Raw genomic sequence first — 26,187 nt, 5'->3', positions numbered from 1 at the left:
TGCCCGGACGCATAGGGCCACGGAGCAGCGGCCTCACGACGCCGAAACCGCGCGGTCCCCGAAACCTGGCCGATCGGCCGGAACCCCGTCCGGCACAGCCTGCGCACCCGCGCGCGAGCGTTGATCCCGTATAATCGGTCGTTTCACGGCCTGTCCAGCGCCTGTCTGCGTCAGGACCGGGCCCAACACCGCCAGATCAAGCAGAGACCGTCCCCAGCACGCCATGAAAGCCGCCGAAATCCGCGAGAAATTCCTCAAGTTCTTCGAATCGAAGGGCCATACGATCGTCCGCTCGTCGAGCCTCGTGCCGGGCAACGACCCGACGCTGCTCTTTACCAACTCGGGCATGGTGCAGTTCAAGGACGTCTTTCTCGGCGCGGAATCGCGGCCCTATGCGCGCGCCACGACCTCGCAGCGCAGCGTGCGTGCGGGCGGCAAGCACAACGATCTGGAAAACGTCGGCTACACGGCGCGGCATCACACGTTCTTCGAGATGCTCGGCAACTTCTCGTTCGGCGACTACTTCAAGCGCGACGCGGTCCACTACGCGTGGGAGCTGCTGACCGGCGTCTATCAGCTGCCGAAGGACAAGCTCTGGGTCACCGTCTATCACGAGGACGACGAGGCGCACGACATCTGGGCGAAGGAAGTCGGCGTGCCGGTCGAGCGGATCATCCGCATCGGCGACAACAAGGGCGCGCGCTACGCATCGGACAATTTCTGGCAAATGGCCGACGTCGGTCCGTGCGGCCCGTGCTCGGAAATCTTCTACGACCACGGCCCGGACATATGGGGTGGCCCGCCGGGGTCTCCTGACGAAGACGGCGACCGTTACATCGAGATCTGGAATCTCGTGTTCATGCAGTTCAGCCGCGACGCACAGGGCAACATGACGCCGCTGCCCAAGCAGTGCGTCGATACCGGCATGGGGCTGGAGCGGATCGCCGCGGTGCTGCAGCACGTGCACAGCAACTACGAAATCGACCTGTTCCAGGCGCTGATCAAGGCCGCCGGCCGCGAAACCGGCGTGACAGATCTGACCAACAACTCGCTGAAGGTGATCGCCGATCACATCCGCGCGTGCTCGTTCCTGATCGTCGACGGTGTGATTCCAGGCAACGAAGGCCGTGGCTACGTGCTGCGCCGGATCGTGCGCCGCGCGATCCGCCACGGCTACAAGCTCGGCCGCAAGGGCGCGTTCTTCAACCGGCTGGTCCCGGACCTCGTCGCGCAGATGGGCGCCGCGTATCCGGAACTGAAAGAGGCCGAGGCGCGCGTGACCGACGTGCTGCGCCAGGAAGAAGAGCGCTTCTTCGAGACGATCGAGCACGGCATGTCGATCCTCGAAGGCGCGCTGGCCGATCTCGATGCGAAGGGCTTGAAGACGCTCGACGGCGAACTCGCGTTCAAGCTGCACGACACCTACGGTTTCCCGCTCGATCTGACCGCCGACGTGTGCCGCGAACGCGGCATCACTGTCGACGAACCGGCATTCGACGACGCGATGTCGCGCCAGCGCGACCAGGCGCGCGCCGCGGGCAAGTTCAAGATGGCGCAGGGGCTCGAATACTCGGGCGCGAAGACCACGTTCCACGGCTACGACGAGATCGTCTTCGACGACGCGAAGGTCGTCGCGCTGTATGTGGACGGTGCGTCGGTGAAGGCAGTCGAGAAGGGCCAGCAGGCCATCGTCGTGCTCGATCACACGCCGTTCTACGCGGAATCGGGCGGCCAGGTCGGCGACCAGGGCGTGCTCGGCAACGCGAGCGTGCGCTTCGCGGTCGTGGACACGCTGAAGGTGCAGGCCGACGTGGTCGGCCATCACGGTACGCTCGAACAGGGCACGTTGAAGGTCGGCGACGTCGTGAAGGCGGAGATCGACGCGGTCCGCCGCGCCCGCACCGTGCGCAACCACTCGGCGACCCACCTGATGCACAAGGCGCTGCGCGAAGTGCTCGGCTCGCACGTGCAGCAGAAGGGCTCGCTCGTCGATCCGGACAAGACCCGTTTCGACTTCGCGCACAACGCCCCGATGACCGACGAGCAGATCCGCCGCGTCGAGGCGATCGTCAACGCGGAAGTGATCGCGAACGCGCCGGGCATCGTGCGCGTGATGCCTTACGACGAAGCAGTGAAGGGCGGCGCGATGGCGCTGTTCGGCGAGAAGTACGGTGACGAAGTGCGTGTGCTCGACCTCGGCTTTTCGCGCGAACTGTGCGGCGGCACGCATGTTTCCCGCACCGGCGATATCGGCTTCTTCAAGATCGTGATGGAAGGCGGCGTTGCGGCAGGCATTCGCCGCGTCGAGGCAATCACCGGCGACAACGCGGTGCGCTACGTGCAGGAACTCGACGCACGCATCAGCGAAGCGGCGGCCGCGCTGAAGTCGCAGCCGTCGGAACTGACGCAGCGAATCGTGCAGGTGCAGGACCAGGTGAAGTCGCTTGAAAAGGAACTCGGCGCGCTGAAGTCGAAGCTCGCGTCGAGCCAGGGCGACGAACTCGTGGGTCAGGCCGTCGACGTCGCGGGCGTGCATGTGCTTGCGGCGATGCTCGACGGCGCGGACGTGAAGACGCTGCGCGAAACCGTCGACAAGCTGAAGGACAAACTGAAGAGCGCGGCGATCGTGCTCGCATCGGTCGACGGCGGCAAGGTCAGTCTGATCGCGGGCGTGACGCCGGAGGCCAGCAAGAAGGTGAAGGCCGGCGAACTCGTGAACTTCGTCGCGCAGCAGGTCGGTGGCAAGGGCGGCGGCCGGCCGGATATGGCGCAGGCGGGCGGTACCGATCCTGCCGGTCTGGCGGCGGCGCTGGCGGGGGTCAAGGGCTGGGTCGAGGCGTTGCTTTAAGCGGCCTCGCGTATTGCCGCTGGCGTTGATGGCCGGTACAAAAAAACCGCACGTTGTGAGACGTGCGGTTTTTTTATGGGTGGTTCTGGCTTACGCCAACTGCAACACTTCCTTACCGCGATCCGCAGCGTCTACCGCAAGATTGCTGTCTTCGAGCAGCGCCGCCCGCAGCGCGTTGAGCGCCGCCGAGAAATGTCCGCGCCGCCAGATCAGCAGCGTATCGATCTTGCCGAGTGCGCCGAGCGAATGGATCGCGATGTCGTTCATCTGCGGCTGCAGTTCGAGCACCGAGCGCGGCGCAACAGCCACGCCCGCCCCAGCCGCGACGCACGCGACGATCGCGTGATACGAACCGAGTTCGAGCACGCGCGCCGGCCGCAGACCGTTCTGCGCATACCACCGCTCGACGTAGCTGCGATACGCGCAGCCGCGCTCGAATGCGACGAGCGTCGACAGTGCGATGTCGCGCGCCTCGCGGATCGGTCGATGGCCGCGCGGCGTCAGCATCACCAGTTCCTCGCGAAACACGGGCACCACTTCGAACGGCTCGCCAGGCACACCGCCGTCGAGCGGCGTCGCGATCAGCGCCGCATCGACTTCGAATTCCCGCACGCGTTCGATCAGCCGGCCGGTCGTGCCGGTCTCGAGTTCGAGCGCGACGTCGGGCCACGTCTGGTGATACCGCGCGAGCAGGCTGGGCAGACGGCTCGCCGCGGCGCTTTCCATCGTGCCGAGCCGCAGCCGTCCGTTCGGACGATTCTCGCGGACTGCGTGGCGTGCCTCGTCGGCGAGCGCGAGAAGACGCTCGGCGTACGGCAGCAACGTTTCGCCGGCGGGCGTCAGCACCAGCCGTCGTCCGTCGCGGATGAAGAGTTCGGTGCCGAGCTGCTCTTCGAGCTGGCGGATGCGCGTCGTTACGTTCGACTGCACCCGGTTCAGCTTCGCGGCGGCCCGCGTGATGCCGTGCTCGCGCACGACGGCGCGGAAAATCGTCAAGGCGGCGAGATCCATGTTTCTCTCTGGGCGATGGGTGGCATCAGGATAATTCATTTTTTGTGATGGGGTGGTCGGGCTACGATGTGCGCCATCCGGCAATGATCCTGCCGCTCTATATTTAGTCCTTCGCCGCTCCCTCGCTTCATGACCGATCTCGCCTCCATGCCGCTCGCCGACCGTTCCGAATCGCATGCCGCCCGGCGCGCCGCGCTCGGCTGCATGATCGCGCTCGCGGTGGTGCTGGGCATCGGGCGGTTCGCGTTCACGCCGCTGCTGCCGCTGATGCTGTCGGGCGGCATGCTCGATCTTCGACACGGCGGCTGGCTCGCGTCGTCGAACTACGCGGGCTATTTCGTCGGCGCGGCGACCTGCGCGGCACTGCGTGTCGAGCACGCACGGATGGTGCGCGCCGGCCTCGTGCTGACCGTGCTGCTGACGCTCGCGATGAGCGTGACCTCCACGTTCTGGATCTGGGCCGTCGTGCGCTTTGCGGCCGGCGTGGTCAGCGCGTGGACGTTCGTGTTCGCGTCGCAGTGGGGGCTGCGGCGGCTCGCGACGCTCAATGCGAACGCGTGGGGCGGCGTGATCTACACCGGGCCTGGCTTCGGTATCGCGGGCACAGGGCTTCTCGCGGGTGCGGTGGCGGGCTACGGTGCGTCCGTGGGCTGGGCGGGTTTTGCGGCGATCGCGGCCGTGCTCACGGCGCTCGTGTGGCGCGTGTTTGTCGTGCCACCAGCTGTGCCACCGCGTGATGTTCCGCTCAATTCCACGGCACCCGCTGCTGTTCAGCGAACGAACGTGGCCCCTCCTGCGACCACGTCGGGCTCGTACACCGAAGTCGCCCCCGCATCTCATCGCACCGACGCCTTCTGGCTCGTCGTGCTTTACGGCATTCCCGGCTTCGGCTACATCATCACGGCGACTTTTCTGCCGGTGATCGCGCGCCACGCGTTGCCGCCAGGCTCCGCCTGGCCCGATCTGTTCTGGCCGATGTTAGGTGTGGCGCTGATCGTCGGTGCGCTGTGCGCCGCCCGGTTGCCCTCGCACTGGGAGAACCGCACGCTGCTCGCCGGATGCTACGTGTTGCAGGCGGCAGGGATAGCGCTCGGCATCGTGTGGCCGACGGCGGGAGGCTTCGCGCTCGGCAGCGTGCTGATCGGGCTGCCGTTCACCGCGATCACGCTGTTTGCGATGCGCGAGGCGCGTCGTCTGCACGGCGATCGCGCAGCCGGCCTGATGGGCTATGCGACCGCCGCGTATGGCCTGGGCCAGATCGTCGGGCCGCTCGTCGCCGCGCCGATCGCGGAGCGCACCGGCTCGTTCTCGCCGGCGCTGTGGCTCGCCGCCGGGGCACTGATGCTCGGCGCGGTGGGTCTCGTTGCGGTCGTGCTGGCTGCGCAGCGCCGGCGCTGACCGTTCGGCGCATCAACCCACACCCATCCCCGCGTTTTCCGTTTCCCCCACCTCTCTTCGCCGATCAGCCGGACATCTTTCCGGGCCGCGCACTAAAATGTCCGCTGTCCGGTCACGCTGCGTAGACCGTCTCGTCGCCGGGCGCTTCGCCGCCGATGTGCGCGCGCTGTGCCGCATGAGAGGTACCATGAGCCGCGCGGCCGGCGCTGCGACGTAGCGCGCCACGACGCACGCAGCTGCAACGAACAACACCCACACCCCGCATCGACCTTCGCGACCTTTCGACCATGAGCGATTACCAATACTGTCCCCGCTGTGCCACGCCACTCGTCGAGCGCACCGATCCCGCACACGAAGGCGGCCGTGTGCGCCGCGCGTGTCCCGACGACACGTGTGGCTACGTCCACTGGGACAACCCGCTGCCGGTGGTCGCGGCGATCGTCGAGTACGAGGGCAAGATCCTGCTCGCGCGCAACGCCGCGTGGCAGGAAGGGATGTTCGCGCTGATCACCGGTTTTCTCGAGAACGGCGAGACGCCGGAGCAGGGCGTGGCGCGCGAGGTGCTCGAAGAGACTTCGCTGCACGCGGAGACCGTCGAGCTGATCGGCGTGTACGAATTCATCCGCAAGAACGAACTGATCATCGCGTACCACGTGCGTGCATACGGCACGATCGCACTGTCGCCCGAACTGCTCGAATACCGGCTCGTCGAACCGGCGAAGCTGCGTCCGTGGCGCGCGGGCACCGGCCAGGCGCTCGGCGAATGGATGCGCCGGCGCGGGCTGCCGTTCGAATTCGTCGAGCGGCCTGGGCAGTAACGATGAGTAACGAGTAACGTGTAACGGACCGGCACTCGCTGCACGATCCGATAATTCCAATGGAGACTGGCATGGCGTACATCTACTACCTGACGCATATCCATCTGGGTTACGACGCGCTCGCGCAACTGCGCAAGGAGTGCTCCCGGATCGGCATCGCGCGGCCGCTCGTCGTCACGGATAAAGGCGTCGTCGCGGCAGGTCTGGTCGAGCGGACGCTCGCGGCGCTGCAGCTCGGCGACGTGCCGGTGTTCGACGACACGCCGTCGAATCCGACCGAGGCGATGGTGCTCGCCGCCGCCGCGCGCTATCGCGACGAACGCTGCGACGGGTTGATCGCGGTCGGCGGCGGCTCGTCGATCGATCTCGCGAAGGGCGTCGCGATCGCTGCAACGCATGAAGGTCCGCTAACCGGCTACGCGACGATCGAAGGCGGGAGCGGCCGCATCACCGAAGCGGCCGCGCCGTTGATCGCGGTCCCAACGACCGCCGGCACCGGCAGCGAGGTCGCGCGCGGCGCGATCGTGATCCTCGACGATGGACGCAAGCTCGGGTTTCACTCGTGGCATCTGCTGCCGAAGTCGGCGATCTGCGATCCGGGGCTGACGCTCGGCCTGCCGCCGTCGCTGACCGCCGCGACCGGGATGGACGCGATCGCGCATTGCATCGAGACGTTTCTCGCGCCCGCGTTCAATCCGCCCGCCGACGGCATCGCGCTCGACGGTCTCGAGCGCGCCTGGGCACACATCGAACGCGCAACGGCCGACGGCAGCGACCGCGATGCGCGGCTCAACATGATGAGCGCGTCGATGCAGGGCGCGATGGCGTTCCAGAAGGGACTCGGCTGCGTGCACTCGCTGTCGCATCCGCTCGGCGGCGTGCCGGTGAACGGCCGCACGTCGCTGCATCACGGCACGCTGAACGCGGTCGTGCTGCCTGCGGTGCTGCGCTTCAACGAACATGCGGAAACGGTGGTCGCGAATCGTCGCTACGCGCGGATGCGTCACGCGATGAATCTGCCGGAGCACGCCGATCTCGCGCAGGCGCTTTTCGACATGACCGCGCGTCTCGGTCTGCCGACCGGTCTGCGGCAGATGGGCGTCGAGCCAACCGTGTTCGACAAGGTGATCGCGGGCGCGCTCGCCGATCATTGCCACAAGACCAATCCGCGCGAAGCGAGCGCCGACGATTACCGCCGGATGCTGACCGAATCGCTCTGATCCATCGACAACCTCGCACGATGAACAAGCCCGCTCCCGCGCCGCGCGCCGCGTACCGCCACTTCCTGCCGATCACCACGCGCTGGATGGACAACGACGTCTACGGTCACGTGAACAACGTCGTCTACTACAGCTACTTCGATACGGTCGTGAACGAGTATCTGATCCGCGCGGGCGTGCTCGACGTCGAGCATGGCGAGACGATCGGGCTCGTCGTCGAGACCCAGTGCAATTACTTCGAGCCGCTCGTGTTCCCGGAGAAGGTCGATGCGGGGCTGCGTGTCGCGCGGCTCGGTTCGTCGAGCGTGCGCTACGAGATCGGCCTGTTTCGGGAACGGCACGCGGAGCCGGCTGCGCAGGGGCATTTCGTGCACGTCTACGTGGATCGCGTGACGCGCCGTCCGGTTGCGTTGCCCGATGCGCTGCGCGCCGCGCTGCTGCCGCTCGCTGTGGTGACGGACTGACGCATGCAGTCGCTCGCGATCAACCTGCTGAATGGCGTCAGCTACGGGCTGCTGCTGTTCATGCTGTCGGCGGGGCTGACGCTGATCTTCAGCATGCTCGGCGTGCTCAACTTCGCGCACGCGAGCTTCTACATGCTCGGCGCGTACGTGGGCGTGACGATCGCAGCAAAAACGGGCTTCTGGGGTGCGCTGGTGCTTGCGCCGCTCGCGGTCGGGCTCGCAGGCGCGGCATTCGAGCGCGTGCTGCTGCGACGTGTGCGTCCGCACGGCCATCTCGCCGAACTGCTGCTCACGTTCGGCGCCGCGTATCTGATCGGCGAAACGGTGAAGCTCGCCTGGGGATTGCAGGCGCTTGCCGCACCGGTACCGCATGCACTCGACGGCGCGCTCTTCACGTTCGACGGCGCCGCATTCCCGCGTTATCGCGCGTTCATGATGGCGGTGTCGCTGGCGATGCTCGCGGTGTTGTACGCGGTGCTGCGCGTATCGAAGACGGGGCTGATCGTGCGTGCGGCGTTGACGCATCCGGAGGCCGTCGAAGCGCTCGGCCACGACGTGCCACGCGTGTTCACCTGTGTGTTCGCGGCGGGCACCGCGCTCGCGGCGCTGGCCGGTGTGATCGGTGCGCCGCTCTTCGTGATCGAACCGGCGATGGCTGAATCGGTCGGGTCGATCGTGTTCGTGGTCGTCGTGATCGGTGGCCTTGGGTCTCTTGGCGGTGCGCTCGCCGCGTCACTGCTGATCGGCTGTGTGCAGACCTTCGCGGTCGCGAGCGACGTGTCGCTCGGTGACATCGCGGCGACGCTCGGGCAACCGATGTCGTCCGCGTGGGGCGCGCTGACGCTCGCCCAGCTCGCGCCGTTGATCCCATACGTGCTGCTCGTCGCGATGCTCGCGCTGCGGCCGCGCGGACTGTTCGGCCGGTATAACGACGATGTCTGACGCACGGGGGCCGTTCGATCGGCGTGGGGCGCGTGAATCGCACGACGCACACGACGCACACGACATGCGCGATTCACGTCAGGCAGGCGAACGACTCGACGCAGCGCCGGAACGCATCCATCGCATGTCGCGCACACCATCGCTGCGCGCGCTCGCGCCCTGGCTAGCACTCGTCGCGCTGCTCGCGGTGCCGCCCGTCGCATTGCTCCTCGGCTCATCCGCATCGCCCAACACCTGGCTGCTCGCCTATCTCGCGCAGACCGCGACGATGATCGTGTTCGCGCTGTCGTACAACATCCTGCTCGGCGAAACCGGGCTGCTGTCGCTCGGTCACGCGGTGCATGCGGGGCTCGGCGCGCTGATCGCCGCGCGTGTGTTTAACGCGTTCGGCGGGTCGTTACCGTTGTTGCCGGTATTGCCGCTTTTGCCTTTAGTCGGCGGAATCGGCGGCGCGCTGGCAGGCGTGCTGACCGGCTACGTATCGACGCGCCGCGCGGGCACCGCGTTCGCGATGATCACGCTCGGCATCGGCGAGCTGATCGCTGCCGCCGCGTGGACGCTACCCGACTGGTTCGGCGGCGAGGCCGGCGTCGCGATCGATCGCGCGAGCGGACCGGCGCTCGGCGCCTGGACCTTCGGCCCCGCGCGCGAGGCGTACGTGCTGATCGCGGTGTGGTGCGTGCTCGCGTGCGTGGCGATGTTCGCGCTGTCGCGCACACCGTTCATCCGGATCGCGAACGCGGTGCGCGACAACCCGGTGCGCGCGGCGGCGATCGGCTGCGAGCCGCGTCGCGTCCGATATGCGAGCGTGGTGTGCGCGGCGTTCTTCGCGGGCATCGCGGGGACCCTCGGGTTGATCAACGTCGAGCTTGTATCGACGGAGAGCGTCGGCATGCTGCGTTCGGGCGCGGTGCTGATCGCGACCGTGATCGGCGGGACCGGCGCGTTCTTCGGGCCGGTCGCGGGCGCAGTCGTGCTGACGTTCTTCAGCGTCGCGGTCGCGAGCGTGACGCGCGCGTGGCTGTTCTATCTCGGGCTGCTGTTCGTCGCGGTCGTGGCCGGTTCGCCCGACGGTCTCGCCGGGTTTGCCGCGCGCGCGTCCACGCGGCTCGCGCGCTACGGCTGGCGTACGTGCGTGGCGCCGTGGCTGCTCGGCGTGGGGTCGGCGTGCGCATGGGCGGTGGCGATCGTGATCGCCGTGCAGTGGGCGTACGCACGGCAGTTCGGCGCGGACGATGCAGGCAGCAATGGGGCGCTCGCGAACTGGCTTGCGATGGGTCGCACCGATGGGCAGACGCACGTCGCGGCGGTAGTGGCGCTTGTCGTGCTGCTGGCGGCGGTGGGCTTCGTTGCGGCGCGCACTGCGCGGCGTCGATGGGAGGCGGCGGAAGCGGTGCATGCGGAGCAGGGCAGTGGCGCCGATGACCTAGTCGACGTTCATCAAGCGCACGACACGACCACCAGGGACATCGCCTCATGACCGCCGCGCTCGCGCTCCATCGCATCGAAAAACGCTTCGGCGCAACCGAGGTGTTGCGCGGCGTCGACCTCGTCGTCGAACCCGGCGAGCGCCACGCGTTGATCGGCCCGAACGGCGCGGGCAAGTCGACGCTATTCAATCTGATTGCGGGAGGCAGCCGGCCGGGTGCGGGGCGCATCGAGCTGTTCGGTGTCGACATCACGCGGCTCGGACCCGCGGCGGTCAGCCGGCGCGGCCTCGCGCGCAGTTTCCAGAACACGAGCGTGTTCGCGGGGTTGTCGGTGTTCGACAACCTGCGCTGCGCGGCGCTGTTCGCGGAACGCGGGCGCGGCAGCGCATGGCGTCGCTGGACCCGCTTTCGTGCCGCCGACACGCGCGCGGAACAGGTGCTCGACGCGGTCGGCCTCGGCACGCGTGCCGACGAGCTGGCCGGCACGCTCAGCTACGCGGAGCAGCGCGCGCTCGATCTTGGCCTCGCGCTCGCGGGCGGCGCGCACACGCTGTTGCTCGACGAGCCCACTGCGGGGATGAACCGCGCTGAGGCAGCGCGTGCAATCGAACTGATCCGCAGCGCGACCGCGGGTCGCACGCTGCTGATGATCGAGCACGACATGGAAGCGGTCTTCGGTCTCGCGGACCGCATCTCGGTGCTCGTCGGCGGACGCGTGATCGCGACCGGCACGCCGGCCGCGATCCGCCAGGATGCGTCGGTGCGCGCCGCTTATCTTGGCAACACTGTGGGCGACAACTTCGACGACGGTGTTAAGCGATGACGGCGCTGCTCGACATCCGCGGTCTGCGTGCATGGCACGGTGCGAGCCAGGCGCTGCACGGCGTGAACCTGCGCATCGAAGCGGGCGAAGTGCTCGCGCTCGCGGGCCGCAATGGCTCGGGGCGCTCGACGCTCGCGCGCGCGATCATGGGGCTCGTCCGCAGCGACGGCGAGCTGCATTTCGCGGGCCGTTCGCTCGCTGGCCTCCGACCGTTCGAGATCGCGCGACTCGGCATCGGCTACGTGCCCGAGCATCGCGATGTGTTTCCCACGTTGACCGTGCACGAGAACCTGCTGCTCGGGCAGATACGTCGGGCCCGCGCGCCGCGCTTCACGTTCGACGACGCATACGCGCTATTCCCGGTGCTGCGCGAGCGGCAGCGCACGCGCGCGGGTGCATTGTCGGGCGGCGAGCAGCAGATGCTCACGCTTGCCCGCGCGTTGCTCGGCGACCCCGATCTGCTCGTGATCGACGAGCCGACCGAAGGGCTCGCGGCGCAGCGCATCGAACAGGTGAGTGCATGTCTGCGGACGCTAGTCGAACGGGGCGTCGCGATGCTGCTGATCGAACAGCGGCTCGCGATCGCGCATGCGCTCGCACAGCGCGTCGCGGTGATGGGGCATGGCGAGATCGTGTTCGACGGTACGTTCGATGCGTTTCGCGAGCGGCGGGATGTGATCGACGAATGGCTCGGCGTCGGGTGATGCAGAGAGTGAAAAACGTGCCCGGTACGGCGCGTTGTCCGGGTTCGGCCACAGGTCCCTTTCGACCGGTCACTTCAAACTGACGCCTGGATGTCCTGTAGCACGCACCCTCTAACGCAGTCGCCGCGGAAGCGCTCGCGGCGACTGCGTCATTTGGCAAGCAACGTGAGCGCGTTACTGCTGATTGTCCCCTTGCGCCACGAACGCCATGCCGTGCGGACTGCCCAGGTTGGTCACTAACGGAAGGAGTGCCCCGCTGCGCATATCCAGTTGGCCCATATATCCCGGCACTGGCGGCGTGGCAGTGGCTACGCCCCCGGACGCCGAGAAGGCCGCGTCGCGCTGCCAGACGTTCGCGCTGACTTTGTAGACCGTGTTTGCCTTCGTATCGGACACCAGCAGGAAGCCTCGTCGCGCGGTCGCGAACACTGTGTCGTCAACCTGCACCTGGCCGAGAAGCGGAAGATACTGCACCCGCGGCTCATTGCCCGAAGAGTGAAACAGGACGAGCTGACCGTCGCCCTGATCATCGAGCAGGACGTCGCCCGACGGCGTGAGCGTCATCGAATCCGGATCGGTCAGGTTGAGCGTCGTCACCGTGCCAAACGGGATGTCGCTGGCGCTCAGTGTGCCGCTCACTGTCGGCGCGACGCCGATCGTGTGAGTGTTTGCATTGATGCGCACAATGCGGACAATCGCCGGTCCCGTATTCTTGCCACTGGCGCTAAGGGTGGGATTGGACGCGCTGAGGTAGGTCACGCCGTCCTTGAACACGAGGTCATCGTAACCACCGCCGTGCAGCGTCTTGTCAAAGGAATAAGGCGCAGAGGCCTGGCCGGTCGCAGGGGTGATGATGACGAGGTTTGGACTCGCATCCTCGTTCTGCATCGCCCAGATTTCACGCGTGTACGGATTGACCTTCAGGCCATCGTTATGTCCTGCCACTTCGTAAGTCTTTACGACGGTACCGTTCAGCGAATATTCAACGATCTCGCTCTTCGCACCGTTCGAGCCATCCGGTGCGCCGGTGTTGGCATAGCCGACCCAGACGTGATCGTCGAGCACGGCGAGGGAGTCCGGTGCGCTGAACAGCCCGCCAGAACCCGTTGCAAAGACGCTCAGGCTGAAGCCCGGGGTGACTACAGGTTTTACTGAACTTTGCGCGGCGGCGTCGCCAGCGGCGAAACAGAAGACGGTGAACGCCAGCGCGGTGCGACTGACAACGCGGTTTAGTTTACAAACAGGTCGAATGCTCGGCATGTATCTCTCCTTGAACGTATCTGCGGGGGCACCGGCATGTGCTGAATATCCGGTAATGACACGTAAGACATGGAAACATGTGGGCATGACTGAATGGTGACGTCAGCATGGGGCAGCATCGACTGTCGCGCTGCCACAAAACCAGCGGCACGCCAGATTCTTCGCGCAGGCCATCACCCTTTTTTCTTCGATCCAGCACGCCTCGCGTGATCTTGTCTCTCGACCTTGCCGTCGCTTGCCGGGCGGTTCTTCACGTGATCGATGAACGCGCGCAGCTTCGGCATGATCTGCCGGCGGTCCGGATAGTAGAGAAACACGCCAGGAATCACTGGCGCATACGCCTCCAGCACCTGCACCAGTTTTTCCGTTCGCAACCCTTCGGCGGCTATCGGCTCAGGTAGCTGGGCAAGGCCCACGCCTTCGATCGCCGCGCCAAGCATGATCGAAAAATCGCTCGCGATGAGCGGGCCGGATACGGCGATCTCGATCGCCTGGCCATTGTCGTTGAACGACCATGGCGCGAGCGCGCCACCGGATTGCCGCCGTCGCAAGCACGCGTGCCCGCGCAGATCGTCCGTGTGATTGGGCCGGCTGCGCGCGGCGAAGTAGGCAGGGCTGCCGACGACGATGAGACGAAACGGTGGCGTCAACGGCACCGCGACCATGTCGGCGGCGACGAACTGACCCAGCCGGATGCCGGCGTCGAATCCTTCCGCTGCAAGATCGATCAGCTTTTCGCTTGCGGCGATCTCCACCTCGACCTCGGGGTTCGCTTTGCAGAAGGATGCGATCAGTGGCTCGAGCAGGATCGGGACGACCGCGCGCGGCACTGAGAGACGCAGCAATCCGGTCGGCCGCTGGCCGAGTCCGCGCGCAATTTCACTCGCGGCGACCAGTTCCTCGAAGGCAGGTTTTGCGCGCGAAAGAAACCGTTCACCGGCTTCGGTCAGACCGACACTGCGCGTGGTGCGTATGAAGAGCGCTGCGCCAATGCGCGCTTCGAGTACACGCACCGCCTGACTGATGGCCGACGGCGTCACGCCGAGCTCCGCGGCGGCCCTGCGAAAACTGCGATGCTGGGCAACGCTCAGGAACACCTCTACGCCATCGAGCGCGCCCTGCCTGACAGTGAAGTTCTGCTTCATAGCCCGTCAACATTGTGATGAATAGTCGCTCGCGCGAGTCGATGGTACACCTGGCACATACAACTCAGGAGTGGGGAGCCTTGCGATGAACGATGTACTTGATGGCGTCCGCGACCACTATCGCGCGACCGGCCTGACCGAGCGGCTGAAGATCGCGCTCGCGTTCCTTGGGCCCGAGGAGGAGCCGCTTACGCCGCGGCAACTGGCCGTCCTCGACCAGTTTCACACCCGCGGGCTTGCTGCCACCGCCGAGCTTGCCACGCTGGCCGGGATCACCGCCGACATGTCGGTGCTGGACGTGGGTTCGGGCATGGGTGGCCCAGCCCGTTTTCTGGCTGCAACCTGTGGCTGCCGGGTGATCGGTATCGACCTCAGCGAACCGTTCGTGGATGCCGCGCGCTATCTCACCCAGCGCACGGGGCAAGGCGAACAGGTATCGTTCCAATCTGCCAGCGCACTGGATCTTCCCTTCGACGGCAGCTGTTTCGACGCCGTGTTGCTGCAGCACGTGGCGATGAACATCTCCGACCGCCCACGGCTTTACCAGGAGCTCCGACGCGTGCTGAAGCCACGCGGCAGATTCGCAACGTTCGACGTCGTCGCGAACGGCGGTGAGGGCAGTGAGGGCAGCGAACCGTACTACCCCGTTCCCTGGGCGCGAACGCCAGCAACGAGCTTTCTGCTGACGGCCGATGCAACGCGCGACGCAATCGAACAGGCGGGCTTCCGCACGCTGGCATCGCAAAACGACACCGAGGCCGCCAAGGCCTGGTCTGCCGGGATGCGTGCGTCAGGGCCGCCGCCCTCGCTCAATCTCGGCGTGGTGATGGGGCCGGACTTTGCACAGCTTGTCGCCAACCTGGGGAGGAATCTCCTGGAAGGCCGGCTCGGCATTTTGACCGCAGTGTTCGAGGCCGTATCCACGAATTCTCGAATTCACCGGCAACCATAATGCGTGGGATCGCAGTAAGCGTCGCGGCACTCACTGCGGTCGACAGGAGGCAACATGTCACCCGAATTTATCTTCCAGCTGCAGCTCGTCCTGGGGTATGTCGCCTGGCTGCTTTGCTTCGGTGTATATATCTGGCCCAGGCTTAAGTCGATGGACCTGTTCGAAGCGCAACGCGCGATCGCTACGTTGCACAGCTTCCGTTTCTTCGGCCTGGTCTTTATCCTGCCGGGTGTCGTGAGTCCGCATCTTCCTGCCAGCTTCGCCGTGTTCGCCGCATACGGCGACTTCGCTACAGGCGTGCTGGCGATGCTGGCGCTAGTCACGGCACGAATACGCCGACTCGCCTGGTTATTCGTCGTAGCCTTCAATGGTGTGGGAGTGACCGACCTCATCGTCGACTACTACCACGCTATCCAGGCCGATGTTCCCGCGCATGTGGGAGAACTACTGCGCGACACGTACGCGATTCCGGTCATCTACGTGCCTGTGCTGATGATCACGCATGTTGCCGCTTTCTATCTGATGTTGCGCCCCTTAAGGCGGCTTCGAACCATCGATGCTTCCGTGAGCCGTGATATCTCCAAAGCGTAGTCTGCTGCGGGCAGGCTGCGACGATCGAAGGACCTTTCCGCGCACGCCTGAGCTTGTTGCGCGGTAGCGATCAATCGACCCTCGCAGCCGATTGCCGCGCCGCCGCACGACGTGCATCCCACCTGCCGCAATTTCGTCTACGTTTTCCCCGTTTGACCACACCACGCACGCCACGCGTACACGCCCGTCCCGCACGGGTCGGCGGCTTGCGCGCTGTTTCATTCGAACGTCTGAGCGTTTGGTGCCAGCCCTCCAGGAATCTTGTCGGCAACACGGCCACAAATAAAGACAATCGAGGGCGAGGGCGGCCGTCTGGCGCCGTCGGTTGCACACATGAGCGCACAAGCGCCGACCAATAGATAAATCCAGTGCGCTGCCCACGGGCGGACTGCACAGGGAGGAGACGACATGCACGACATCGAGAACAAACGGCACACGGATGCGCAGCGCAAACCCAGGCGGCTGCGCTACACGCTCGCGCTGTCGGCGACCGTGCTTGTCACGCTCAGCGCGCTTGGGATTGCCGCTTGCGCGGACGCGAATGCGGATGCAAGCGCAAGCGGGACTCCCGCGACTCCCGCGACATCACTCACCGCATCGCCCGCAACCCCGGCATCCTCCCCACGCCCCACACTCGAAACCGCCAAGGCCCAGCAACTCGCCGACGAGCAGCGCATCGCCGCCCGCGTACCTTCTGAGAGCGGCATGCGCGTCAACCGCACGCGACCGTTCACACTGCGCGATTCGGGCATCGACGGGTCGATGATGTTCGCGCGCGACGTAGACTTTCGCGTGACCGGCGACATCGGTTTCATGATTCACCGGATGGCCGCGACACTCACGCCGACGCGCGCGGGCGACCCAATCGTGTTCGACGATCCGACCAGCGTCGCGATCACCGTGCATCGCGGCGAGGTCACGCTCGACGCGGCGAAGCTGACCGCGATCTTCAACCGCTATCTGTTCCAGTACCAGGGCTCGCCGCTGCGCAACATGCGCGTCGAGCCGCAGGACGGCCGTCTGAAGATCACCGGCGAAATGCAACGCGACGGCTGGGTGCCGATCGCGCTGACGGGCACGCTCGCGATGCGCAATGCCGACGAGATGGTCTTTCATGCGGACCATACTGAAGTCGCGGGCGTCTCCGCCGACAGTCTGATGCGCGCCGCGCACGTGCGGATGGCGGACCTGCTGAAGGTCAGCACGCCGATCGCGCATCTGGAAGGCGACGACGTCGTGATGGCGGTCGCGAAGCTGACGCCACCGCCCGCGCTGCGGATGACGATCACGCGGATCGACACGTCGCCGGCCGGCGTGCGCTTCACGCTCGACGACGGCACGTTGCACGACGTCGCGTGGCCCGCGACGATGCCCGCGCGCGGCATGCTGATCCTGGGCGGCGACGTGAAGTTCATGCGCTCGATTCCGATGAACATCGACATGGCGATCACGCCGCTCGATAACAGCACTTCGAACATACCGTTCGTGCTCGATCTGTATCACTACCGCGAGCAGATGGCGGCCGGCTATTTCACGTTCGACGAAGCTGGCGCGCTCGACGTGCATCTGCCGTCATACACGTCGCTCGCAAACGCGGCGAGCGACACTGCTGCAGCCGCTGCGCAGACGGGCAGTGCGGCCGCGCGCTACAACGACAGTTTTATCCGCTCGCAGCAGGCGTCGCTTGCGCTCGCGCGCGCCGAATGGCAGCGCGTGCCGCCCGCGTTGCGCGCGCGTTCACCGGATGGCACGACTGCAGTCGCCGGTACTGCCAGCGTGATCCCCGCGAGCCTGCGCACCGCGATGACACAGCAGCCCCAGCGCGGCACGGCGGGTGTCGTTATCGACGAGCGCCATTCACCAGGCGTCGCGCCGCTGATTCACGTGCAGAACGTCGACTTCTACGTCGCGGGGAAGATCGGTTTTCATGTACGCACGCTCGATGCGCAGATGGCGCCGAAGCATCCGGGCCAGCCGGTCGATCTCGACGATCCGGATCAATACGACATCCACATCCTCGGCGGCGAAGTCGTCGAGCCGTGGCCCGCGATGGCCGCGCTCTTCAACGACTATCTGCTCGACTACTCGCCGCGCTCGCTGAACGATCTGCAACTGAAGCCCGCGAACGGCAGTCTCGATGTGACCGGGGGCATCAAGCTGTGGAATCACTTCCCCGGCGTATGGCTGCCGACGAAGATGCACGGCACGCTGGTCGTGCGCGACGAGCGGCATCTGGTGTACACGCCGGACTCGGTGTCGGTGCTCGGTGTGCCGCAGGCGGGTCTGCTGCGCGCGCTGAACATTCCGCTCGCGTCGCTGACGCCGTTCGCACGCAAAGGCGTGAAGCTCGACGGCAATCAGCTTGTGTTCGATCAGTACACGGTGTTTCCGCCGCCGGTACTGCAAGGGCGGCTCGAAAGCGCGGAGGTCACCGACGAAGGGCTCGTACTGAAGTTCCGGCGTGAGGCGGGCGCGGCGGTTGCGCATCCACCGGCGAACGCGGGGGGAGCGGGCGCCAGCTTCGTGTGGATCGAATCCGGCGACATCAAGATGTTCAATTCGCTGGTCGTCAACGGTCGCACGCTGATTCACGACAGCGCGTGCACCACCGACCCGATGCACTTCGACCTGTACGCGTATCGGCGCGACGTGTCGAAGGGCAGGGTGCGGATGGGCGAGGATGGTTCGCTGACGGTGGACGTTGCAGCTAAACAATGACCGCAACGCAGCACATCAACTACGCGCGTCGCGCTCGATAATCCACTCGTGCGCCGGATCGTTTTTAAAGTGCCACACGCGCTGGTCGCCGGCCATCACGTTCAGGTAGTACGAGTCGTAGCCATAAGGCACCACGACCGGGTGATAACCGCGCGGCACCATCACGACGTCGTGATCCTCCACCGCCATCGATTCGTCGATATCACGCGCATCGGTGTACACGCGCTGGAACGCGAAGCCCTGCGGCGGATTCAGCCGGTGGTAATAGGTTTCCTCGAGCGAGCTTTCGACCGGCACGTTATCGGTGTCATGCTTGTGCGGCGGATAGCTCGACGCATGACCACCCGGCGTACGCACCTCGACCACGAGCAGCGATTCCGCGGGCTCGGTCTGCGGCAGGATATCGCACACGTAGCGCGTGTTTTGGCCTTTGCCGCGGGTCGAGCGCTTCATCTGCGACGGATCGATCAGCCGCACCGGATAGCGGCCCGATGCCGGCGCGCTCGCGATACCGATCTCGGCAGCAGTACGTGCGCGCAACGTCGCGCGCACCTTCGGCGGCAGATACACCGCATACGGCGCCGCATCGTCGAACACGCTCGTGCGCGAGCCGAGGCTGGTCCACCGAGCCTGCGGCGTTTCGATATCGACCGTGCCCGACAGCACGACGATGCACACCTCGCGTGCTGCTTCGAGCACCTGCAATACACCGTCCGGCGCGACCCGGTGCGCGGAAAAACCGACGTGCTGCCAGCCGGCCGATTCCGGCGTCACACGCGCGATCGTCTGGCCTTCGCGCTTTGCCTTGACGAGCAGGCTCATGCAGCCTCCCTGGTGGGTTCGAGCGGCGCATCGACGAGCGCACGCAGCGTCTGATAACCCTTCTGCGCATAAGAATACGACGGCGCGACGATCGGGTCCTGCTCCGCCTCGACGACGAGCCAGCCGCGATACCCGTGGCGCTTCAGCTTCGCGATGATTGCGGGGAAATCGACTGCGCCGTCGCCCGGCACGGTGAACGCACCAGCGATCACTGCATCGAGAAAACTCCAGTTGCGGTTGCGCGCGAGTTTCATGACTGCGGGCCGCACGTCCTTGCAATGCACGTGGCAGACGCGCGCGATGTGCCGGTCGAGTACGTCGAGCGGATCGCCGCCCGCGAACGTGATGTGCCCCGCGTCGAACAGTAACCCGACCGCGTCACTGGTCTTTGCCATCAGACGATCGACGTCGGCAGGCGTCTCGACGTACGCGCCCATATGGTGGTGATACGCGAGCCGCACGCCGTGACTGAGCGTATAGCGCGCGAACGCGTCGACGCGCGCCGCGTATTCGTCCCATTGCGCTTCGCTGAAAAACCGAGGCCGCTGATACAGCGGACGCGGCGCACCCTGGATCGTATCGGCGACTTCGCCATACACCATCGCGGTCGCGCCGTTTTTTGCGAGCAGTTCGAGATGCGGGCCGACGGCGGCGATCTCTTCTTCGACGCTGCGTTTCGCGAGCCGGCCGGAGTACCAGCCGGACACGAGCGACAGGTCGTATTGCGCGAGCAACGCCTTCAGCGCCTGCGGCTCGCGCGGAAACTTGTTGCCGAGTTCGAACCCTTCGTAGCCGATCGCGCGGCCTTCGGTCAGCGCGAGTTCGAGCGGTGTTTCGCCGCCGAGCGAGGGCAGGTCGTCGTTCATCCACGACAGCGGGTTGATGCCGATGCGTACTTCGAACGGAGTCATGCGCGGTTCCTCGATCAATCGTTGACGGCATCGCCGGCGGCGTGGGTACGCGCGGCGAGCTGGGCTTCGTATTGCGCGCGCGCGTCGCGGACCGCTTCGCGCGGCGACACTTCGGGCACGGCGACTTCCCACCACCAGCCGCCGTCGTCGGTGGTGCGCGCGGGATCGGTGTCGATGCTGATCACGTACGTGCGGTCGGCGGCACGCGCGCGTTGCAGCGCGGTTTCCAGTTCCGCGACGTTCGCGACGTGTTCCGCGTGTGCGCCGAGCGCACGCGCATGCGCGGCGAAATCGATCGCCGGTGCGCCGGCCGGTCCCTGCACGCAGTCGTCGAACATGTTGTTGAACGGCGCGCCGCCGCAGGCCTGCTGCAGCCGGTTGATGCAGCCGTAACCACGGTTGTCGAGCACCACGATAATCAGCTTCGCGCCGAGCATCACTGACGTCGCGATCTCGCTGTTCATCATCAGATAGCTGCCGTCGCCGACCATCACGATCACTTCGCGATCGGGTCTGGCGAGCTTTGCGCCGAGGCCGCCCGCGATCTCGTAGCCCATGCACGAATAGCCGTACTCGACGTGATACGCGCCGGGCCGGCCTGCGCGCCACAGCTTGTGGAGTTCGGCGGGCAGCGTGCCGGCCGCGCAGACGACGATATCGTCGGTCGCGGAGCGCGGAGACGAGCGCTGCACCGCGCCGATTACGTCGGCGTCGTAGGGCAGCACGGTGTCGCGCTGCGGTGTGTTCGTGAGCGTGCCGACGGTGTCGCGCCAGCCGGTCGCGGCCTTCTGCGCGCGCGAGGTCCACGTGCGGTCCGCGTGCCAGGTGCGCAGACGCTCGGCGAGCGCATCGAGTGCGAGACGCGCATCGGCTTCGACTGCCAGCGCGCGATGCTTGAGTCCGTCGAACGCGTTCGCGTTGATGCCGATCACGTCGGCCTGCGTGAAGAGCGTGTTCGAGCCGGTGGTGAAGTCCTGCAGCCGTGTGCCGATCGCGAGCACGCAGTCCGCATCGTGCGCGAGTCCGTTCGCCGCGGGCGAACCGGTTACGCCGAGCGCACCCGCGTTCAACGGATGATCCCACGCGAGTGCACCCTTGCCGGCCTGGGTTTCCGCGACTGGCACGCCGTGCGCGGTCGCGAATGCGGCGAGTGCGTCGGCGGCGTTGCCATAGAGCACGCCGCCACCCGCGACGATCAGCGGGCGTTTCGCATGTGCGAGCCGTTCGGCGGCGGCGTCGAGGTCGTCGGCGCGCGGCGCGGGTGCATGCGGTCGCACGACGCGCGGTTCGAAGAACGAAGCAGGGAAGTCCCACGCGGCGGCTTGCACGTCCTGCGGCAGCGCGAGCGTGACGGGGCCGCACAGCGCGGCATCGGTCAGCACACGGATCGCGCGCGGCAATGCGTTCAGTAGCTGCGCCGGATGCACGATGCGGTCGAAGTAGCGCGATACGGGCTTCAGCGCATCGTTTGCGGAGATCCCGCCGTCGTGGAAATCCTCGACCTGTTGCAGCACCGGGTCGGGCGCGCGCGATACGAAGATGTCGCCGGGCAGCAGCAGCACCGGCAGCCGGTTCACGTGCGCGAGCGCGGCGGCGGTGACGAGGTTCGTCGCGCCTGGGCCGATCGATGTCGTGACGGCCATCATCCGGCGCCGGAAGTGCGCCTTCGCATACGCGATCGCGCTGTGCGCCATCGCCTGCTCGTTGTGCGCACGCAAGGTGGGCAGTTCGTCGCGGTGCTGATACAGCGCTTCGCCGAGGCCGGCGACGTTGCCGTGACCGAAGATCGCGAACACGCCGCCGAACAGCGGCTCGGTGCCGCTGCCGTCTTCGGTTGCGACGCGTTGTGCGGCGAGATAGCGGACCAGCGCCTGGGCGGCGGTGATGCGCACCGTGCCGGTTGCAGGTGCCTGTGTCCGCGCTTGAGGTTCGTGATGCACGATGCGCTGGTTCATGCCGCCTGCTCCTGATGAACGCTATGCTTCGCCGCCGTTTGCACACCCGCCGCACTGCGCGCGTCGCGCCACGCGGCGATCAGCGTTTCGAACGTTCGGCGCACGCGCGCGATCAGTTCGTCGTCGCCGATCTGTCCGGCGAGCCACGCGTGGCTCGCTTCATGGAAGATCGTACGCCCGACCGTGAAACCGCGGCAGGTCGCCGACGCAGCCGCCGCACGAAAACCGTCGCACAACTGGTCGACTGCTGCCGACAGCCCGAGCAGCACGACGCCGCGGCAGTACGGATCGCGTTCGGCGATCAGCGTGTCGATGCTTTGCCATTGCGCGGCATCCATCGGTTCGAGCTTCCACCACTCCGGATAGATGCCGATGTTGTACAGCCGTTTCAGCGCGCGATAAACGGTATCGGGCGCCTGCGGCAGATGCTTCGGCGGAATCACCTCGAGCAGCAGTTCGTGGCCGCTCGCCTGCACCGCGTCGTACAGCGCGCGCAATTGCGCCTCCTGTTCGAGCCGCTGTTCGATCGGTTCGTCCGGGTGATACTGGACGAGGCACTTCGCGATGTGTTCCTGCGGCCAACTGACGAGCGTCGTGCCGATCGAGCGGCCGTGATCGAACACGAGCGGCACCGAGCCCGGCAGTTCGACCGGGCGACCGATCCACCAGCCGCGGCCGGTCGCCGCGTTCAACGCGTCCTGGCCGTAGCGGTCGTCGATCAGCATCGCGATGCGGCCTTGCAGCCCGAGCGCCGTTTCGGTCTGCGCGACCGCTTCGACGAACAGGTTTTTCAGAGTCGAGATGCGGCTTTCGTCGGCGCCGGTCTGCTGCGCGAGGTCGAAGAACTGGTTGCGGTGATCGAACGCGAAGCCGAGCACTTCGTCGCGCGGCGTGCGCGGCGGCGTCACGCGATGCAGCCGCGCGAGCGTAGCGTCGAGGTCCGGACGGCGCATCCGCTGCGGGTCGGCCTGCGCCTCGCGCAGGAAGTACGCGAGTTCGGCGGGCGTCGGCATCGCGGGCGCGCAGCCGTGGCGCGACACGACCAGCGCGCCGCTCGCATTGGCAGCGCGTGCGCAGGCGTCGAGCGGTTCGTCGCGCAGCCAGCCGGACAGGAAGCCCGACGCGAACGCGTCGCCTGCGCCGAGCACGTTCAGCACATCGACTTCGACGCCGCCTTGCAACGGCAGATCGTCGAGCGAAGCGGGCACCGCGCCGTCGACGATCTGGCAGCCTAGCGGCCCGCGCTTCACGACGAGCGTGGCCGGCGTGACCGCGCGGACCATCGCGAGTGCGTTGATCAGATCGGTCTTGCCGCCGGCGATGCGGAATTCCTCTTCGGTGCCGATCACGAGATCGATCAGCGGCAGGATGCGTTGCAGATGCGCGGTGACGTCTTCGTTCGCGACGAAACGGGTCTCGCCGTCGGCCTTGCCAGTGAGGCCCCACAGCACCGGCCGGTAATCGATATCGAGGACGGTGCGCACCTGGTTGCGGCGCGCGTAGTCGAGCGCGCGACGGCTCGTGCGGTTCACCTGCTCGGTCGAGAAGTGCGTACCGGTGATCAGCAGCGCTTTCGACGACGCGATGAACGCTTCGTCGAAATCCTCTTCGTCGACGGCCATGTCCGCGCAGTTCTCGCGATAGAACACGAGCGGGAACGTGTCGCGATCCTTCAGACCGAGCAGCACGAGCGCGGTGAGGCGGTCAGGATCGATCTTCACGTGGCCGACGTCGCAGCCTTCGCGCGCGAGCGTGTCGGTCAGAAAGCGGCCCATGTGATCGTTGCCGACGCGCGCGAGCATCGCGGACGCGAGGCCGAGCCGCGCGCAGCCGAACGCGATGTTCGCCGACGAGCCACCGAGATATTTCGCGAAGCTCGATACGTCTTCGAGTCGCGCGCCGACCTGCTGCGCGTAGAGATCGACGGCGAGACGGCCGAGGCACACGACGTCGCGGGTGCGGCCCGTAGCGAAGCGGCTCGCAGCGGTGTTAGGGGAAGCGGATAGAGCCATGGGGATTCCTGGAGGTCTGGGCTGCGCCGGTCCGGCGTCAGATCACGGCGCCGTCGAGTTCGCCGATCATTTTCTGCATCTCGGCGCCGCCGGCCATCATGTCGAGCACTTCGTCCTTGGTGATGGTTTCTTTCGTGTAGGTGCCGAGCGATTTGCCGCGATTGAGCAGCGTGAACGAATCGCCGATCGGATACGCGTGGTGCACGTTGTGCGTGATGAAGATCACCGAGATGCCCTTCGCACGCGCGGTGTGGATCAGCTTCAGCACGTTGAAGCTCTGCTTCACGCCGAGCGCGGCGGTGGGTTCGTCGAGGATCAGCACGCGCGCGCCGAAGTGGATCGCACGCGCGATCGCGAGACATTGACGTTCGCCGCCGGACATCGTGCCGATCGGTTGATGCGGATCGCGCACGTGGATGCCCATTTCGGCGAGCTTGTCGCGGGCGGTGACGGCGCTGGTTTCGAGGTCCATCACGTTCAGAAAACCGAACATCTTTTTCTGCGGTTCGCGGCCCATGAAGAAGTTGCGCGCGACCGACAGCAGCGGCACGAGCGCGAGATCCTGATAGACGGTCGCGATACCGAGGTCGAGCGCGTCTTTCGGCGACTCGAAGCGGACAGGGTTGCCGTCCACCAGGTATTCGCCGGAAGAGGGCTGATGCACGCCGGCGAGCGTCTTGATCAACGTGGATTTGCCGGCGCCGTTGTCGCCGAGCAGGCAGTGCACTTCGCCGCGCTTTAGCCGCAGCGTGACGCCCGACAGCGCGATCACCTTGCCGAAAAACTTGCTGACGTTTTCGAGCGCGAGGATCGTGTCGCCGGTATCGGGGGCGGCGGCGGACGGGGCGTCATTGACAGGTTCGGACATGGTCGTCTCCTCGTGACGGTTACGATTGCGCGACGCGGCGGCGCACGTAGTGGTTGAACAGCACGGCGATCAGCAGCATTACGCCGAGGAACACGCGGAACCAGTCGGAGCTGACGTTCGTATAGGTAATGCCGATCTGCACGACGCCGAAGATCAGCGCGCCGAAACACGCACCGATGACGGAGCCGTAGCCGCCCGTCAGCAGCGTGCCGCCGATCACCGCGGCGATGATCGCTTCGAATTCTTTTTGCAGCCCGCGATCCGCCGCGGCCGAGCCGATGTCGCAGACCTGTAGCACCGCGAACAGGCACGAGCAGAACGCGGTCAGCACGAACAGCAAGATCTTCACGCGTCGCACCGGCACGCCGACGTTTTTCGCCGCGTTCGCGTCGCCGCCGACCGCGAGAATCCAGTTGCCGTAACGCGTCTTCGCGAGCACGAACGCGAAGACTGCTGCGAGCGCGAACCACCACAGGATGACCTTCGGAACGCCCGGCACGAGCGGCTGGCCGTTGTCGAGCATCTGGCCGACGCCGATATGGGCGAGCCACGTGAAAATGCCGTGCAGCGCGACGCCGTGGAACAGCAGGTTTGCTACCCAGTCCTGCTTCGCGAGATCGCCGACACCGGAGATGATCGTGCGGTCCGCGACCATGATCGACAGTGCGAGCGTCAAGCCACGCAGGATGAACAGGAACGCGAGCGTGACGATGAACGACGGCAGCCGTGTGCGCACCACGAGATAGCCGTTCAGCGCGCCGAGCAGCATCGAGCCGGCGAACGCGAACAGGATCGACAGCGACAGCGGCCAGTGGAAATACACCGACGGGATCGCGACCATCATCCCGGCGAAGCCGATCATCGAACCGATCGACAGATCGAACTCGCCGGCGATCATCAGCAGACATGCGCCGACCGCGAGGATGCCGAGGTACGCGGACACCTGCGACCAGTTCATCACGCCGTCGAGATTGAACATGCCAGAGCCGCCCGCGCCGAACGCGAACACGATGAATACCAGCACGGCACCGGAAATCGCCGCGAATTCGGGGCGATTCAGCAGATGACCGAACCACGACTCCTTGCGGATGCGCTCGTCGGCGGCCGCCGGCGCGGCTGCGGTTGACGCGGATGGGTCCGACGGTTTGCCGTCGGGATTCTCACCCGCATGCGAAGGGAAGTGTTTGCCGGCTACGCCCATGATGTCTCCTCGATGCCTGGCGCGGCGCCGCGTAGGCAGCGGCGTGCCAGTGAAAGCAGATTAAGCGGTTGAAACCGCGGCGGCCAGGACGGTG

Annotated in this window: 21 protein-coding genes; 12 read left to right on the top strand and 9 right to left on the bottom strand. The window is 66.2% G+C overall.

The features are described from left to right. Positions 1-223 precede the first annotated feature (223 nt). Positions 224-2,848, top strand: coding sequence for an alanine--tRNA ligase (gene alaS, locus ACREXZ_RS09435; protein ID WP_431763789.1), 2,625 nt, complete (start codon positions 224-226; stop codon positions 2,846-2,848). Between the two features lie 90 nt (positions 2,849-2,938). Here the strand turns inward: alaS and ACREXZ_RS09430 are convergent, their stop codons facing one another. Then, positions 2,939-3,859: a LysR family transcriptional regulator gene (locus ACREXZ_RS09430; protein ID WP_431763788.1), complete on the bottom strand. Its 921-nt coding sequence runs from the start codon at positions 3,857-3,859 to the stop codon at positions 2,939-2,941. A 129-nt stretch (positions 3,860-3,988) separates the two neighbouring features. Between ACREXZ_RS09430 and ACREXZ_RS09425 the strand changes: the two genes are divergently transcribed. The 8 genes from ACREXZ_RS09425 (at position 3,989) to ACREXZ_RS09390 (ending at position 11,658) form a co-directional block, all read left to right on the top strand. After that, positions 3,989-5,257, top strand: a complete 1,269-nt coding sequence (locus ACREXZ_RS09425; RefSeq protein WP_431763787.1) for a YbfB/YjiJ family MFS transporter — start codon at positions 3,989-3,991, stop codon at positions 5,255-5,257. Between the two features lie 287 nt (positions 5,258-5,544). Next, positions 5,545-6,075, top strand: coding sequence for an NUDIX domain-containing protein (locus tag ACREXZ_RS09420; RefSeq protein ID WP_431763786.1), 531 nt, complete (start codon positions 5,545-5,547; stop codon positions 6,073-6,075). A 71-nt stretch (positions 6,076-6,146) separates the two neighbouring features. Next, positions 6,147-7,295, top strand: coding sequence for an iron-containing alcohol dehydrogenase (locus tag ACREXZ_RS09415; protein ID WP_431763785.1), 1,149 nt, complete (start codon positions 6,147-6,149; stop codon positions 7,293-7,295). A 20-nt stretch (positions 7,296-7,315) separates the two neighbouring features. Next, complete coding sequence (locus ACREXZ_RS09410) at positions 7,316-7,759, top strand: acyl-CoA thioesterase (protein WP_431763784.1); 444 nt, start codon at positions 7,316-7,318, stop codon at positions 7,757-7,759. Positions 7,760-7,762: 3 nt separating this feature from the next. Further along, positions 7,763-8,701 (top strand): branched-chain amino acid ABC transporter permease, encoded by a 939-nt coding sequence (locus ACREXZ_RS09405; RefSeq protein WP_431763783.1) that lies wholly within the window; start codon positions 7,763-7,765, stop codon positions 8,699-8,701. A 124-nt stretch (positions 8,702-8,825) separates the two neighbouring features. Beyond that, positions 8,826-10,181 (top strand): branched-chain amino acid ABC transporter permease, encoded by a 1,356-nt coding sequence (locus ACREXZ_RS09400; protein ID WP_431763962.1) that lies wholly within the window; start codon positions 8,826-8,828, stop codon positions 10,179-10,181. Next, positions 10,178-10,954, top strand: coding sequence for an ABC transporter ATP-binding protein (locus ACREXZ_RS09395; protein ID WP_431763782.1), 777 nt, complete (start codon positions 10,178-10,180; stop codon positions 10,952-10,954). Before ACREXZ_RS09400 ends, ACREXZ_RS09395 begins: the two co-directional genes overlap by 4 nt. Next, on the top strand, positions 10,951-11,658 hold the full coding sequence (locus tag ACREXZ_RS09390) for an ABC transporter ATP-binding protein (RefSeq protein WP_431763781.1): 708 nt from the start codon (positions 10,951-10,953) through the stop codon (positions 11,656-11,658). Before ACREXZ_RS09395 ends, ACREXZ_RS09390 begins: the two co-directional genes overlap by 4 nt. A gap of 174 nt (positions 11,659-11,832) precedes the next feature. Here ACREXZ_RS09390 and ACREXZ_RS09385 read toward each other — a convergent pair whose 3' ends face one another. Further along, entirely contained in the window at positions 11,833-12,918 is a 1,086-nt protein-coding gene (locus ACREXZ_RS09385) for a hypothetical protein (RefSeq protein ID WP_431763780.1), read from the bottom strand. A gap of 173 nt (positions 12,919-13,091) precedes the next feature. After that, on the bottom strand, positions 13,092-14,063 hold the full coding sequence (locus tag ACREXZ_RS09380; RefSeq protein ID WP_431763779.1) for a LysR family transcriptional regulator: 972 nt from the start codon (positions 14,061-14,063) through the stop codon (positions 13,092-13,094). An 85-nt stretch (positions 14,064-14,148) separates the two neighbouring features. Between ACREXZ_RS09380 and ACREXZ_RS09375 the strand changes: the two genes are divergently transcribed. From ACREXZ_RS09375 to ACREXZ_RS09365, 3 genes are all read left to right on the top strand, one after another. Continuing rightward, positions 14,149-15,015: a class I SAM-dependent methyltransferase gene (locus ACREXZ_RS09375; RefSeq protein ID WP_431763778.1), complete on the top strand. Its 867-nt coding sequence runs from the start codon at positions 14,149-14,151 to the stop codon at positions 15,013-15,015. Positions 15,016-15,069: 54 nt separating this feature from the next. Further along, entirely contained in the window at positions 15,070-15,606 is a 537-nt protein-coding gene (locus ACREXZ_RS09370; RefSeq protein WP_431763777.1) for a hypothetical protein, read from the top strand. A gap of 408 nt (positions 15,607-16,014) precedes the next feature. After that, on the top strand, positions 16,015-18,324 hold the full coding sequence (locus tag ACREXZ_RS09365) for a hypothetical protein (RefSeq protein ID WP_431763776.1): 2,310 nt from the start codon (positions 16,015-16,017) through the stop codon (positions 18,322-18,324). Positions 18,325-18,339: 15 nt separating this feature from the next. Here ACREXZ_RS09365 and iolB read toward each other — a convergent pair whose 3' ends face one another. The 6 genes from iolB to ACREXZ_RS09335 are packed head-to-tail and all read right to left on the bottom strand — an operon-like array spanning position 18,340 to position 26,093. Continuing rightward, positions 18,340-19,146: a 5-deoxy-glucuronate isomerase gene (iolB, locus tag ACREXZ_RS09360; RefSeq protein ID WP_431763775.1), complete on the bottom strand. Its 807-nt coding sequence runs from the start codon at positions 19,144-19,146 to the stop codon at positions 18,340-18,342. Then, entirely contained in the window at positions 19,143-20,057 is a 915-nt protein-coding gene (iolE, locus tag ACREXZ_RS09355) for a myo-inosose-2 dehydratase (protein ID WP_431763774.1), read from the bottom strand. Before iolE ends, iolB begins: the two co-directional genes overlap by 4 nt. Before the next feature lie 14 nt (positions 20,058-20,071). Beyond that, positions 20,072-22,012, bottom strand: a complete 1,941-nt coding sequence (gene iolD / locus ACREXZ_RS09350) for a 3D-(3,5/4)-trihydroxycyclohexane-1,2-dione acylhydrolase (decyclizing) (RefSeq protein WP_431763773.1) — start codon at positions 22,010-22,012, stop codon at positions 20,072-20,074. Continuing rightward, complete coding sequence (locus ACREXZ_RS09345; protein WP_431763772.1) at positions 22,009-24,024, bottom strand: bifunctional 5-dehydro-2-deoxygluconokinase/5-dehydro-2-deoxyphosphogluconate aldolase; 2,016 nt, start codon at positions 24,022-24,024, stop codon at positions 22,009-22,011. The genes iolD and ACREXZ_RS09345 overlap by 4 nt, the downstream gene beginning before the upstream one ends. Before the next feature lie 37 nt (positions 24,025-24,061). Then, positions 24,062-24,892, bottom strand: a complete 831-nt coding sequence (locus ACREXZ_RS09340; RefSeq protein WP_431763771.1) for an ATP-binding cassette domain-containing protein — start codon at positions 24,890-24,892, stop codon at positions 24,062-24,064. A 19-nt stretch (positions 24,893-24,911) separates the two neighbouring features. Then, positions 24,912-26,093 carry an ABC transporter permease gene (locus ACREXZ_RS09335; protein ID WP_431763770.1) on the bottom strand — a complete coding sequence of 394 codons (1,182 nt, stop codon included), beginning with the start codon at positions 26,091-26,093 and terminating at the stop codon, positions 24,912-24,914. Positions 26,094-26,187: the final 94 nt, after the last annotated feature.

This window comes from Paraburkholderia sp. (genome assembly GCF_050742655.1).
GTDB lineage: Bacteria > Pseudomonadota > Gammaproteobacteria > Burkholderiales > Burkholderiaceae > Paraburkholderia.
This window is presented reverse-complemented; position numbering and strand designations above follow the sequence as displayed.

Bases quoted from the DNA above. Each gene is read 5' to 3' on its own strand.
- alaS (WP_431763789.1), top strand. From the start codon at position 224: ATGAAAGCCGCCGAAATCCGCGAGAAATTCCTCAAGTTCTTCGAATCG.
- ACREXZ_RS09430 (WP_431763788.1), bottom strand. From the start codon at position 3,859: ATGGATCTCGCCGCCTTGACGATTTTCCGCGCCGTCGTGCGCGAGCAC.
- ACREXZ_RS09425 (WP_431763787.1), top strand. From the start codon at position 3,989: ATGACCGATCTCGCCTCCATGCCGCTCGCCGACCGTTCCGAATCGCAT.
- ACREXZ_RS09420 (WP_431763786.1), top strand. From the start codon at position 5,545: ATGAGCGATTACCAATACTGTCCCCGCTGTGCCACGCCACTCGTCGAG.
- ACREXZ_RS09415 (WP_431763785.1), top strand. From the start codon at position 6,147: ATGGCGTACATCTACTACCTGACGCATATCCATCTGGGTTACGACGCG.
- ACREXZ_RS09410 (WP_431763784.1), top strand. From the start codon at position 7,316: ATGAACAAGCCCGCTCCCGCGCCGCGCGCCGCGTACCGCCACTTCCTG.
- ACREXZ_RS09405 (WP_431763783.1), top strand. From the start codon at position 7,763: ATGCAGTCGCTCGCGATCAACCTGCTGAATGGCGTCAGCTACGGGCTG.
- ACREXZ_RS09400 (WP_431763962.1), top strand. From the start codon at position 8,826: ATGTCGCGCACACCATCGCTGCGCGCGCTCGCGCCCTGGCTAGCACTC.
- ACREXZ_RS09395 (WP_431763782.1), top strand. From the start codon at position 10,178: ATGACCGCCGCGCTCGCGCTCCATCGCATCGAAAAACGCTTCGGCGCA.
- ACREXZ_RS09390 (WP_431763781.1), top strand. From the start codon at position 10,951: ATGACGGCGCTGCTCGACATCCGCGGTCTGCGTGCATGGCACGGTGCG.
- ACREXZ_RS09385 (WP_431763780.1), bottom strand. From the start codon at position 12,918: ATGCCGAGCATTCGACCTGTTTGTAAACTAAACCGCGTTGTCAGTCGC.
- ACREXZ_RS09380 (WP_431763779.1), bottom strand. From the start codon at position 14,063: ATGAAGCAGAACTTCACTGTCAGGCAGGGCGCGCTCGATGGCGTAGAG.
- ACREXZ_RS09375 (WP_431763778.1), top strand. From the start codon at position 14,149: ATGAACGATGTACTTGATGGCGTCCGCGACCACTATCGCGCGACCGGC.
- ACREXZ_RS09370 (WP_431763777.1), top strand. From the start codon at position 15,070: ATGTCACCCGAATTTATCTTCCAGCTGCAGCTCGTCCTGGGGTATGTC.
- ACREXZ_RS09365 (WP_431763776.1), top strand. From the start codon at position 16,015: ATGCACGACATCGAGAACAAACGGCACACGGATGCGCAGCGCAAACCC.
- iolB (WP_431763775.1), bottom strand. From the start codon at position 19,146: ATGAGCCTGCTCGTCAAGGCAAAGCGCGAAGGCCAGACGATCGCGCGT.
- iolE (WP_431763774.1), bottom strand. From the start codon at position 20,057: ATGACTCCGTTCGAAGTACGCATCGGCATCAACCCGCTGTCGTGGATG.
- iolD (WP_431763773.1), bottom strand. From the start codon at position 22,012: ATGAACCAGCGCATCGTGCATCACGAACCTCAAGCGCGGACACAGGCA.
- ACREXZ_RS09345 (WP_431763772.1), bottom strand. From the start codon at position 24,024: ATGGCTCTATCCGCTTCCCCTAACACCGCTGCGAGCCGCTTCGCTACG.
- ACREXZ_RS09340 (WP_431763771.1), bottom strand. From the start codon at position 24,892: ATGTCCGAACCTGTCAATGACGCCCCGTCCGCCGCCGCCCCCGATACC.
- ACREXZ_RS09335 (WP_431763770.1), bottom strand. From the start codon at position 26,093: ATGGGCGTAGCCGGCAAACACTTCCCTTCGCATGCGGGTGAGAATCCC.